12 protein-coding genes are annotated in these 11,084 nt (G+C 55.1%); 11 read left to right on the top strand and 1 reads right to left on the bottom strand.

Annotated elements, in window-relative coordinates; all coding sequences use genetic code 11:
* Positions 1-11 precede the first annotated feature (11 nt).
* From BQ7486_RS01320 to BQ7486_RS01290, 7 genes are read left to right on the top strand one after another with little or no spacing between them, the layout of a single operon-like run.
* On the top strand, positions 12-1,934 hold the full coding sequence (locus tag BQ7486_RS01320; RefSeq protein WP_074008655.1) for a phage major capsid protein: 1,923 nt from the start codon (positions 12-14) through the stop codon (positions 1,932-1,934).
* The gene (locus tag BQ7486_RS01315; RefSeq protein WP_074008654.1) at positions 1,934-2,245 is read left to right on the top strand and encodes a hypothetical protein; all 312 of its coding nucleotides are present in this window, start codon (positions 1,934-1,936) and stop codon (positions 2,243-2,245) included. Before BQ7486_RS01320 ends, BQ7486_RS01315 begins: the two co-directional genes overlap by 1 nt.
* Positions 2,242-2,814 (top strand): hypothetical protein, encoded by a 573-nt coding sequence (locus tag BQ7486_RS01310; protein ID WP_074008653.1) that lies wholly within the window; start codon positions 2,242-2,244, stop codon positions 2,812-2,814. The genes BQ7486_RS01315 and BQ7486_RS01310 overlap by 4 nt, the downstream gene beginning before the upstream one ends.
* Positions 2,807-3,262, top strand: coding sequence for a hypothetical protein (locus tag BQ7486_RS01305; RefSeq protein WP_074008652.1), 456 nt, complete (start codon positions 2,807-2,809; stop codon positions 3,260-3,262). The genes BQ7486_RS01310 and BQ7486_RS01305 overlap by 8 nt, the downstream gene beginning before the upstream one ends.
* A 19-nt stretch (positions 3,263-3,281) precedes the next feature.
* Positions 3,282-4,763 (top strand): phage tail sheath family protein, encoded by a 1,482-nt coding sequence (locus tag BQ7486_RS01300; RefSeq protein ID WP_074008651.1) that lies wholly within the window; start codon positions 3,282-3,284, stop codon positions 4,761-4,763.
* A gap of 15 nt (positions 4,764-4,778) precedes the next feature.
* Positions 4,779-5,312 carry a phage major tail tube protein gene (locus BQ7486_RS01295; RefSeq protein WP_074008650.1) on the top strand — a complete coding sequence of 178 codons (534 nt, stop codon included), beginning with the start codon at positions 4,779-4,781 and terminating at the stop codon, positions 5,310-5,312.
* A 46-nt stretch (positions 5,313-5,358) separates the two neighbouring features.
* Positions 5,359-5,739, top strand: a complete 381-nt coding sequence (locus BQ7486_RS01290) for a hypothetical protein (RefSeq protein ID WP_074008649.1) — start codon at positions 5,359-5,361, stop codon at positions 5,737-5,739.
* A 137-nt stretch (positions 5,740-5,876) separates the two neighbouring features.
* On the opposite strand, the gene BQ7486_RS01285 is transcribed toward BQ7486_RS01290, so the two are convergent.
* On the bottom strand, positions 5,877-6,062 hold the full coding sequence (locus BQ7486_RS01285) for a hypothetical protein (protein WP_022373339.1): 186 nt from the start codon (positions 6,060-6,062) through the stop codon (positions 5,877-5,879).
* Positions 6,063-6,113: 51 nt separating this feature from the next.
* Between BQ7486_RS01285 and BQ7486_RS01280 the strand changes: the two genes are divergently transcribed.
* The 4 genes from BQ7486_RS01280 to BQ7486_RS12015 all read left to right on the top strand — a co-directional run.
* Positions 6,114-9,365 (top strand): phage tail tape measure protein, encoded by a 3,252-nt coding sequence (locus BQ7486_RS01280; protein WP_074008648.1) that lies wholly within the window; start codon positions 6,114-6,116, stop codon positions 9,363-9,365.
* A 9-nt stretch (positions 9,366-9,374) separates the two neighbouring features.
* On the top strand, positions 9,375-9,590 hold the full coding sequence (locus tag BQ7486_RS01275; RefSeq protein WP_074008647.1) for a tail protein X: 216 nt from the start codon (positions 9,375-9,377) through the stop codon (positions 9,588-9,590).
* Entirely contained in the window at positions 9,590-10,675 is a 1,086-nt protein-coding gene (locus BQ7486_RS01270; RefSeq protein WP_074008646.1) for a phage late control D family protein, read from the top strand. Before BQ7486_RS01275 ends, BQ7486_RS01270 begins: the two co-directional genes overlap by 1 nt.
* A gap of 1 nt (position 10,676) precedes the next feature.
* On the top strand, positions 10,677-11,084 hold a 408-nt coding region (locus tag BQ7486_RS12015), incomplete at its 3' end, for a phage baseplate assembly protein V (protein ID WP_074008645.1).

Raw genomic sequence — 11,084 nt, 5'->3', positions numbered from 1 at the left:
TGGAGACAAGGATGACGAAAGAAACGCCGAAGGAATCCGAGGAGCTGCGGTACAGATCGCTTGCGGCTTCGGATGCCGATGTGAACGAAGAGGCGCGGACATTCCGCTTTCCAGCCGTATCCGATGCACCTGTGGAGATGTATCGCGGGCTCTTTGAGGTTCTGAGTCATGAACCCGGAGCGATGAGAACCGGTGACCGCCAGCGGTCAATGCCGCTGCTCTTTAACCACGACTGGGATCGTCTGCTCGGTGTCGTTGACGGCATTGAGCAGGACGAACACCGAACTTACATTCGGGCGCGGTTTGCCAAAACAGAAGAAGGTAGCCGGGCGCTGGATCTGGTGAAGGACCGTGTGTTGGTCAATGTGTCGGTCGGATACCGCGTGTTTGCCTGGGATAAGCCGGACGAACAGACGCGCCGTGCGACCGATTGGGAAATTTTTGAAGTGTCTTTGGTAACGGTGCCGGCAGATCCTTCTGTCGGCGTTTATCGGAGTTTGAGTAAACAACAGAAGGAAGAGGGAAACACTATGCCCGAGGAAAAGAAGATGATGCAGCCTGAACAGGTGAAGGACGAAACGCGCGCCCTGAAAGTTGATGCCAATCCAGCTGAAATCCGCGTCAATGAAGATCAGGTGCGCAGCGCTGAACGAGCCCGTATCCGCGGCATCGAAACAATGTGCCGCGATTTCCATGTCAGCCAGGATCGCCGTGACGCCTTGATCAATGAAGGACGCACGCTCGACGAAGCCCGTGCAGCGGTTATGGAAGAGCTGCGCACGCGCAGCGCAACGTCTGTAGCCGACCCCAAGAGCCGTGTGGCCGAGGATCTGAACCTTGGTCTCACACCGGAAGAAAAGGGGCAGTACAGCATTGTCCGTGCGCTGAACGCATCGCTTAACAACGACTGGCGTGCAGCAGGCTTTGAACGCGAAGTCTCCGTGGAACTCTCCCGCCGCATGGGCAGAGAAACCAACGGCTTCTTCATGCCCACGGACATTTCCCTCACAGGTCGCCGTGATGCCGGCGATTACCTTGTCGGTACGGCCGCACAGGGCGGCAACCTTGTTGAGACGAAGCTTCTTGCCGGCTCCTTTATTGAAGCGCTGCGAGCAAAGGCCATGGTGACGCGCCTGGGGGCCACGATGCTCACGGGGCTTGTCGGCAACGTTGAAATTCCGCGTCAGACGGGCGTAGCCAACACCCAGTGGATCAGCGAAACCGGCACTGTCAGTAAGTCCGGTGCTACCTTTGACAAGGTGCCTCTCAAGATGAAGACCATTGCGGCCAAGTCCTTTGTGTCCCGCAATATGCTGATGCAGCCCTCCATCGGTGTTGAAAGCTTTGTCCGCCGTGAACTCATTACGGCCATTGCCCTCGGCCTTGACCTTGCCGCGCTCTGCGGTTCCGGTGAAGACGGTATGCCTCTTGGCGTTGCCAACCAGGCCGGCATCCTGACGGTCGAAGGCGGCGAAAACGGTGCTCCCATTGACTTCGACCACCTGATCGAAATGGAAACACTGGTGGCCGATGCCAACGCAGACGTGGCCACGATGGCTTACCTTGCCAACGCCGTGACCATCGGTGCCATGAAGAAAATCAAGGACGGCAACAAGCAGTACATCTGGAAGACGATCACCGAGACTGTGAAGAACGGCATTCCCGGCGAACTGAACGGCTATCCGGTCGCCCGCAGTAATCAGGTGCGCAAGAACCTTACGAAGGGCACGGCCACGAACTGCTCCGAACTCTTCTTCGGCAACTGGTCTGACCTGGTGATCGGCGAATGGGGCGTGGTGGAACTGCTTCCCAACCCGTACAGCCAGACGGCATACGACAACGGCGGCGTTGAAATCCGCGCGTTGCAGTCCATTGATGTTGCTGTGCGGCATCCGGAGAGCTTCTGCCGCATGAGCGATATTGTGACGGCCTGATGAGCAGGTTCAAGGATATGGTGGCGCGTGACGCCCTGACGGTTTTCATGAACATGGAGGAGTTTGCCGAAGTTCATGAGATCAACGGGCGTCGGTTGCGCTGCATCATCGACACGAATGAGGCTGATACCGCGCCCTCTCTTTATGAGGGCGTGTACACGCTGCTCACGACCGTCTATGTGCTCTCCTCCGAGATACGGGCCCCGGCGGTTGATGAGGTGTTCACTATTGACAACGTTATGTTTGTTGTGAAGCACGTCAGCGATGAGGACGGACTCATTGTGATCAAGGCCGAAAGGAAGGCGCGGTGAAATCGCAGTTCAACGTTTCTGTCGACAATGATGCCCTTGAGCATGCCCGGATGTACCTGCAGGGGATACCGGGCGGTCTGCAAAAGGCGTTCTCTCTGGCAGCCAACCGTGCGATTGACCGGGGTAAGACTGCGGCCGCGAAAGCGGTCACGCAGGATTACACGATCAGGTCCTCGGATGTGAAGCGGACGTTCAGGGTGCAGAAGTTCAGCCCGAACTCTACGACCGGAGAGATTGTCAGCAAAGGCCGAAGGATTCCTCTGATGAAGTTCAGGCATCGCCCGGCGGGCGTGGCCGAAACAACAGGATCCGGACAGCGTCAGATTAGGGTGGAGGCACAGCGCGGGAAGCCGAAGGTTCTTCCCAGGGGCTTTAAGCACAAGGGACAGATATTTACCCGTGTCGGGCCCGGCCGCTATCCGATTGTGCATCTGAAGGAAATCTCCGTTCCGGAGATGCTCTCGGAGGATGGTCGTCACGAACTCGTTGAACAGGTGATTTCCGAAACGCTTTCTGAGCGCCTGGAACATGAAACAAAACGTCTGATGGAGAAGAAGCGAAGTGGTTGAGATTATGTTGGCCGCTGCGCTGCGGTCTTTTCTGGCGGATTTGTCGCAAACCTTTTCGGCCATGCCCTGCGATGACCAGCTGATGCGCAAGCCGGTAGTTGTTGACGGGTATTTGCCCCAGAAGCGCGAAACGGACCTGGACTTCTCGCCGCAGATCATTGTCCGTGTGATGGGGTCAACGGCTGAACGTGAAGTGACGGAGGTCACGGTTGACCTCATTCTCTGCTGTCACAGTACCAGTAATGACGGCTACGCCTATCTGCTGACGATGGCAGAGCGTATCCGGACGGCTTTGCTCAGGATGCCGATGCAGACGCTGGATCGCCGCTACGTGCTGCAGTTCCCTTTGGAGTGCAGGCTGCCGGACGATCAGCCCTGGCCCAACTGGCAGATGTCGATGAGTACCCGGTGGCTCATTAAAACGCCGCAGTTTGAAGATCAATTCTGAAATTTATGGAGCACTGACTATGGCTTATAACCACGGTGTCAGAATTTCCGAGGTAGCTACCTCGTTGCTGCCGACAGCAGAGGTGTCTGCCGGCATTCCCTTTATCGTCGGCACGGCTCCGGTCAACATGACCGATCCGTCCAACGTCAATGTGCCGAAGCTCGTTTACTCCTACGCTGAGGCGGTGAAGGAGTTTGGTTACGTGCCGCCTGCGGATGATGCGGCAAGCGGCCTGAAGAAGTTCGGCTTTTCGATCTCCGAGTTCATTTACTCGCAGTTCTCGCTGTTCGGCGTCGGGCCCGCGATCATTGTTAACGTGCTTGACCCGACAAAGCACAAGGTGACGGCCTCCATTACTCAGGTGGCTTTGGACACAAAGACCGGCAGTGCCACGATTCCGGAAACGGCCATCATTGCGTCCACTGTTGTTCTCTCCGGAACGAGCGGTGATTACGCCCTGGGGACGGACTACACGCTCTCCTTTGACGATGACGGCCAGTTGGTGGTTACGTCGCTTAAGAACTCCGAAGGCGACTTCCTTTGCGCGACGGGCAGGGACTTGACGTTTGCAGCTGAAAAGCTCGACCCGTCCAAGGTGTCGGCTGATGACATCATCGGCGGTGTGACCGCTGCCGGTGTCAAGAGCGGTCTTGAACTGGTGAGCGAATGCTTCCCGCGTTTCCGTTTGGTGCCCGGTCTCATCATTGCTCCGGGATTTTCCGAGAATCCGGGCGTGGCTGCCGTGATGGCTGCAAAGTCCTCCGGCATCAATTCCGTTTTTAATGCTGTCTGCATCGTTGACATCCCGACCGATGAGGTGAAGACCTACACTGAAGCCGCAGCCTGGAAGAACACGAACAATGTGACGGATCCGACGCAGATTGCCTGCTGGCCGAAGCTTGCTTTAGACGGCATCGTCTTTAATCAGTCCACGCAACTTGCGGGCCTCATTGGTCAGGTGGATTCTGAAAACGATGATGTGCCCTACGTCTCGCCATCCAACAAGAATTACCAGATGACATCGGCGGTTCTTGACGACGGCGAAGAGGTGTGGCTGGATGTTGAGACGGCCGCTTACCTTAATGGCCAGGGAATTGTGACGGCTCTGAACTTCACAGGCGGCTGGAAGTGCTGGGGAAACCGTACAGCCTGCTACCCGGCTAACACTGACGTGAAGGATGCCTTTATTCCGATCCGGCGTATGTTTGCCTGGGTCGGTAACACATTTGTGCAGACCTTCTGGCAGCGTGTTGACTATCCGCTCACGCGCCGCCAGGTGGATGTGATTGTGGATTCGGCCAACATCTGGATGAACGGCCTTGCGGCCAAGCAGTACATCCTGGGAGGCACTGTGGAGTTCCGCGAATCGGACAACCCCACAACGGATTTAATGGACGGCATTTCAGTCTTCCATGTGCGCATTACGCCGCCCAGTCCGAACCGCGAGATCTCGTTCGTGCTTGAGTATGACCCGAGCTATCTGCAGACACTTTTTGGTTAATGAGAGGAAAAGAGAATGGCAGCAGGATCCAACAAGATTCCGGAGCGGCTGATCGGCTTTCGTGTCTATAACGACAACAACGATCTGCTCGGGATTGCGACCGTCACGCTCCCGACGATTGAAGCCATGACAGACACCGTGAGCGGTGCCGGCATTGCCGGGGAAGTGGAAAGCCCGGTGCTCGGACATTACAGCTCGATCACTGTCAGCTTTAACTGGCGGACGATTGAGAAGGCGGCAATGTCGCTTGCATCGCCCGGTGCGCACTCCGTGGAAGTCCGCGGCTCGCAGCAGGTCTATGACGCCTCCGAAGGGACGTACTCGACCAAGCCCGTGCGAATGACGCTGAGGATTGCGACGAAGTCGACAAACCTTGGCTCCTTTGAGACGGGGGCAACGACGGACACCGAACAAGAATTTGAGGTGATGTACCTCAAGCTCTATGTGGACGGCAAGGCCGCGATTGAAATCGACAAGTTCAACTATGTGGCTAAGTTCGGCGACACAGACATTCTGTCGTCCGTCCGCGGCGATCTGGGACTGAACTGATGAGACAAGATATCCCCGGCCAGTCCGGGGATGAGGAGACGTGACAATGAGCAATGTGGTGCACAAGCTTTTAAGGCCGGTAAAGTTTGAAGACAAGACTTACGAAATGATCCCGTTGGATCTGGACTCGTTGAGCGGTCGCGATATCAAGGAAGCAAAAAAGGAGTTTGAACTCGCCAATCCTCAAAAGGTGTCCTTTGTGTTGTCGGCTGATTCTGATTTTGCATCTTATCTGGCGGCCAGAGCTTCTAAGTTGCCGGTGGAGCTTTTTGACTACATTCCGGCTCCGGATTATGTCGTCATCACGCAGACGGTGATTAATTTTTTGCTCTTGTCGGGTTTCGGAGAGGTCGAGGCCCGAATAATTCAGCAGGCCAAGGATCGGGTAACGACAGAGCAGCAGGCGGTGACATTGACGAAGGAATAAAAAACCTGATGCGCTGCTGTTTCAGATTGGCTGCATCAGGTGCCGGAGGAAGTGCTGCTGAGTGGTTTGAGCGGCCGATTACGGAGCTTTATGAGTGGTGTGAGGCTGTTGCGGATGAGTTGAAAGTCCGAAAGTAGTTACTTGATGAAGTAGGTCACATAAAAAATGATGCCGGCACCAAAGCAGACAGCAAAGAGCAGAAAAATTCCCAGCAATTTAAGTACGGCACCGATCAGATCCATCGCGTCGGAAAAGGGAGTTCTGGCGAGTTCCTGGATCTCTATGGGAAGTTCAGGGTTTGTTGAAGCGCTGTTGTAAAACATTGTGTGTCTCCATACTCCTCTTAAGCAATTTTATTGATTTTTGGTTGAAATATGGCGAATGAATACGAAATTTTGTTTCGCTTGCAATCGAAATACAGCAGCCAATTCGCAACGGATTTCAGTAAGGCAGCTGCAAATACCCAAAATTTGTCTGAAAAAACAGCAGAACTCAATAAAACGAGTAAAGACATCAGAGGGTTGATTGCTGCCAGGGAACGGGCAAAAGCGGCTGCGGCAGAGTTCTTCCGCTGTAAGGCTGCTGTTGATAGTCTGAGTAAAGCAGTTGCCGGAACGAAATCGCCGTCAACAGAAATGCTGAAGGCTTTGTCTGAGCAGCAGGAAAAGCTCAGAAAGGCGAAGAGGGCGCTTGATGCTCAGAAAGACAGTGTCCGCAAGGGGAATGCTGCCCTGTCTCAATACGGTAAGACGACAAAGGATTTGGCGCAGTCACAAGCGCAAATGGAGCAGGCGGTTGTAAGGTTGACTGCGGCTCGCCGCAGGTTACTGTCGGTAGAGGCAAAACAGCTGAAGGCAGGACAGCGCATGCAAGCGAGCGCGGACTTGGCAGTTTCTTCTGTTGTGATGATGCAGTTCGTCGGAGAAAAGGCTGTTCATGCCCTGTCTGCGCCTGTTAAGGCGGCCATGAGTATGCAGGATGCTATGGCCGATATTGCGAAAGTTGTGGATTTCGATGATCCTCAGGGACTTGCGAAAATGCAGACGACTTTGGAAAAAATGAGTCTGTCTATCCCGGTGACTGCAGAAGGATTAGCGCAGATTGCGGCAGCGGCCGGACAGTCCGGCGTTGCGGCAGGTGAGCTGGCTGCCTTTACTGAACAAGCGGCAAAAATGGGCGTGGCTTTTGACATGACAGCGGCCGATGCCGGTGAAATGATGGCGAAGTGGCGTTCTGGTATGCAACTGACGCAGGATCAGACGGTGGCCCTGGCGGATGCGACGAATGCTCTGAGCAATGCAAACGCGGCTCAGGCTAAACAGATCGGAAAAACACTGCAGCGGTATGGTGCTTTGGGAAAGGTTGCAGGGTTGACGGAAACACAGACGGCCGCTCTTGCTGCCACAGTCATCAGCTCAGGGGCTGAAGCCGAGGTGGCGGCCACGGGTATCAACGCATTCATGCGTGCTCTGACCCGTGGCGGCGGTATGACGGATCTTCAGGCTGCCGCATTCGGTAACGTCGGGTTTGATCCGATTCAGCNTGAGCAGCAGGAAAAGCTCAGAAAGGCGAAGAGGGCGCTTGATGCTCAGAAAGACAGTGTCCGCAAGGGGAATGCTGCCCTGTCTCAATACGGTAAGACGACAAAGGATTTGGCGCAGTCACAAGCGCAAATGGAGCAGGCGGTTGTAAGGTTGACTGCGGCTCGCCGCAGGTTGCTGTCGGTAGAGGCAAAACAGCTGAAGGCAGGACAGCGCATGCAAGCGAGCGCGGACTTGGCAGTTTCTTCTGTTGTGATGATGCAGTTCGTCGGAGAAAAGGCTGTTCATGCCCTGTCTGCGCCTGTTAAGGCGGCCATGAGTATGCAGGATGCTATGGCCGATATTGCGAAAGTTGTGGATTTCGATGATCCTCAGGGACTTGCGAAAATGCAGACGACTTTGGAAAAAATGAGTCTGTCTATCCCGGTGACTGCAGAAGGATTAGCGCAGATTGCGGCAGCGGCCGGACAGTCCGGCGTTGCGGCAGGTGAGCTGGCTGCCTTTACTGAACAAGCGGCAAAAATGGGCGTGGCTTTTGACATGACAGCGGCCGATGCCGGTGAAATGATGGCGAAGTGGCGTTCTGGTATGCAACTGACGCAGGATCAGACGGTGGCCCTGGCGGATGCGACGAATGCTCTGAGCAATGCAAACGCGGCTCAGGCTAAACAGATCGGAAAAACACTGCAGCGGTATGGTGCTTTGGGAAAGGTTGCAGGGTTGACGGAAACACAGACGGCCGCTCTTGCTGCCACAGTCATCAGCTCAGGGGCTGAAGCCGAGGTGGCGGCCACGGGTATCAACGCATTCATGCGTGCTCTGACCCGTGGCGGCGGTATGACGGATCTTCAGGCTGCCGCATTCGGTAACGTCGGGTTTGATCCGATTCAGCTGCAAAAGCAGATTCAGAAGGATGCCCCGAAAGCCATCATGGATGTGCTCAACGGCATCAAGGTGAAGATTCCCAAAGAGCTTCAGATGCAGTATCTCACCGCAATGTTTGGGGATGAAGGTGCTCGGGCGCTTGGTCCGATGCTGGCAAACACGGAACTGCTGGCGAAAAACTTCGAGTTGGTGGCTAAGCGGGAGAACTACTCCGGATCAATGCTCGGTGAATTTGAGGCTCGAATGAAAACGACCTCAAATGCTTTGGAACTGGCTGGCCATGCGATCAGTTATGTCAGCGGGGCTGTGGGTGCGCCGTTACTGGACCCCCTGCGGACGACAATGCTTGAGTTTGTCCGAATGGGCGAGGTGGTCGGTGATTGGGTTTCGCGAAATCAGACCCTCGTTTCAGGATTGATGACGGCGGGTGGTGCTGCCTTGACAACTGTGATGGCATTTCATGCAATACGTATGGCTGTGGGGCTGATTTTTGCTCCGATTTTTGCTGCTTCAAAGGCTGTATTGGCTGTCAGGACATCCATGCTTACTGGCGGAGCGGCAGCAAAAGTATGGTCTGTAGCCTGCGCCGGAGCCGGGGTTGTTGCCAAGGGGTTGACGTTGGCGGTCAAGGGGCTTGGCATTGCTCTGCGCTTTATGTGCGCTAATCCCATAGGTCTTGCTGTCACAGCAATTGCCGGCCTTGTGGCCGCCGGTATTGCCCTTTATAAAAACTGGGATACCGTCAAGGCATACATGACGCAGACCTGGAACACCATTGCAGCGGCTGCTAAGGGGCCGATTAACTCGGTGATCGGGATGATCAATTCGCTCATCGGTGCAATCAACAGCCTGCTCTCGTTTAAGGTGCCGGACTGGGTTCCCGGCCTCGGCGGAAAGACGTTGTCTGTGGACATTCCGAAGGTTCCCCAGCTTGCTGAGGGCGGAATCGCAACGGGGCCGACCTTGGCAATGGTTGGCGAAGGTAAAGAGTCTGAGGCCATTCTTCCGCTCTCCCGTTTGCCGGAAGTGGGAGGCAAGGGGCCGGCTTCCATTAATGTGAACTTCGCGCCGGTCATCAATGTATCCGGCGGCAAAGATGCATATGAAGGGGTGCGCCGCGGGTTGACCGAGGGCAGCAAGAGTCTGAAGCAGGATCTGCAGCGCCTTATGGCGGAAGAACGGAGACTCTCATTTTCCTAAGGAGCTTTAATGACGGAGTATGTCACCAAACAGGGCGACACCTGGGATGCGATAGCAAAGCGCCTCTATGGGGATGAGCGTTTTCTGGATGTTCTCATCCGGGCCAACATAAACCACAGGAAGACTGTGGTTTTTTCGTATGGGAAGCGGCTGGCAGTGCCAGAGATCAATACGCAGTCGGCGGCATACGAGCTCAACCTTCCGCCTTGGAAAAGGAGAAACTGATGGAACCGCTGCAGACAAGACTTCGGTTGCTTTTTTCTGCATCGAAAACGGACGTGACGGAGGATCTGATGCCGGATCTTCTTTCCTTTTCCTATACCGACAAAGAGAATGCCGAGGCCGATGAGGTGACGTTGACGCTCATGGACCCGGATGGGAAGTGGGCATCGCAGTGGAAGCCTGACGGCGGCGAGGTGGTTCAGGCTTTTTTGTCTGCCGGAACTGTTCTTATCCCCGGCATTGAGCTCGCATGCGGTACTTTTTACGCAGATACGCTGCGGGTGTCCGGATCGCCCAGAGTATTCGAAATGAGGGCGGTGTCGGTGCCTATGAATAAGCCGATTCGCCGCAGGCTACGAACCCGGGCCTGGGAGAAGACAACGCTCAAAGCGATTGCCGGATCAATTGCAGGTGAGGCTGGTGTGGGGCTTCTCTTTGATACGCAGACGGATCCGGAGTACGACAGGCAGGATCAGTCAAAAGAGAGTGATCTTGCGTTTTTGGTGAGGCTTACCGATGAAGCGGGCTTTTCCCTGAAGGTCACAGATGATCAGATTGTGGTGTTTGATCAGGCGGCTTACGAAAAGAAAGCGCCGGTTGAAACGCTCGTGTTGGGTACATCGCAGGTCATTTCTTGGGAATTTGAGAGTGCTCAGAGCGAGTCATACCGCACCTGTACGGTGTCCTACCGGGACCCGAAACAGAAAACCAAGCAAAAGGCGGGCGGTTATGACTTCAACCTGCGACCGGTATCCGGGAAAAGCACAAATCCGGCAGTGATGACCTACACGGCCACCGATCCGGATGCCGATCCGAACGGGCAGGAGTATGCCCTCAAGCGCCGGGCTAAGTCCCTTGAGGAGGCAAAGCGCCTTGCAACGGCAAAGTTGCGCAGCCTCAACAAACGTCGGGTGACGGGGCGGATTTCAGTTATTGGCGATGTCATGCTTGTGGCCGGTGCCGTTGTTGAGTGCAGCGGCTTCGGCAGCTTTGACGGGAACTTCATCATCGAAGAAGCAGTGCATTCGCTGGATTCGTCCGGCTACAGAACGGACATTAGTTTGAGGCGTGTGAACAACGCGTATTGAGATGGGACTTTTTGAACACTCCGCGCTGCCGGAAAAGATTAATGACCTGATCCGGATCGGAGAGGTTTCAAGTATCAACCCGAAAAAGGGAACGGCCCGCGTGGTTTTTGACGATGATGACGGTACGGTTTCTTTTGACCTGCCGATTCTGCAGCGCAACACCTTTGCCACGAAGGACTTCAACAGCGTCAATGTCGGCGAGGATGTGCTCTGCCTTTTCCTGCCGACGGGGCCGGAGGAAGGCTTCATTATCGGGAGTTTTTACGCGGGTGAAATTGAACTTCCGGAAAGCGATGAGAACAAGCGCACGACGTTGTTTAAAGACGGGACGCGCATTTCCTACGATATGGCAGCCCACGTGCTGACGGCGATTATCGAAGGCACGGTGCTGACGGCGGACCGAAAGAAC

Origin of the sequence: Duodenibacillus massiliensis (assembly GCF_900128485.1) — a bacterium.
In the GTDB taxonomy this organism is placed as follows: domain Bacteria; phylum Pseudomonadota; class Gammaproteobacteria; order Burkholderiales; family Burkholderiaceae_F; genus Duodenibacillus; species Duodenibacillus massiliensis.
This window is presented reverse-complemented; position numbering and strand designations above follow the sequence as displayed.

Bases quoted from the DNA above. Each gene is read 5' to 3' on its own strand.
- BQ7486_RS01320 (WP_074008655.1), top strand. From the start codon at position 12: ATGACGAAAGAAACGCCGAAGGAATCCGAGGAGCTGCGGTACAGATCG.
- BQ7486_RS01315 (WP_074008654.1), top strand. From the start codon at position 1,934: ATGAGCAGGTTCAAGGATATGGTGGCGCGTGACGCCCTGACGGTTTTC.
- BQ7486_RS01300 (WP_074008651.1), top strand. From the start codon at position 3,282: ATGGCTTATAACCACGGTGTCAGAATTTCCGAGGTAGCTACCTCGTTG.
- BQ7486_RS01295 (WP_074008650.1), top strand. From the start codon at position 4,779: ATGGCAGCAGGATCCAACAAGATTCCGGAGCGGCTGATCGGCTTTCGT.
- BQ7486_RS01290 (WP_074008649.1), top strand. From the start codon at position 5,359: ATGAGCAATGTGGTGCACAAGCTTTTAAGGCCGGTAAAGTTTGAAGAC.
- BQ7486_RS01285 (WP_022373339.1), bottom strand. From the start codon at position 6,062: ATGTTTTACAACAGCGCTTCAACAAACCCTGAACTTCCCATAGAGATC.
- BQ7486_RS01275 (WP_074008647.1), top strand. From the start codon at position 9,375: ATGACGGAGTATGTCACCAAACAGGGCGACACCTGGGATGCGATAGCA.
- BQ7486_RS01270 (WP_074008646.1), top strand. From the start codon at position 9,590: ATGGAACCGCTGCAGACAAGACTTCGGTTGCTTTTTTCTGCATCGAAA.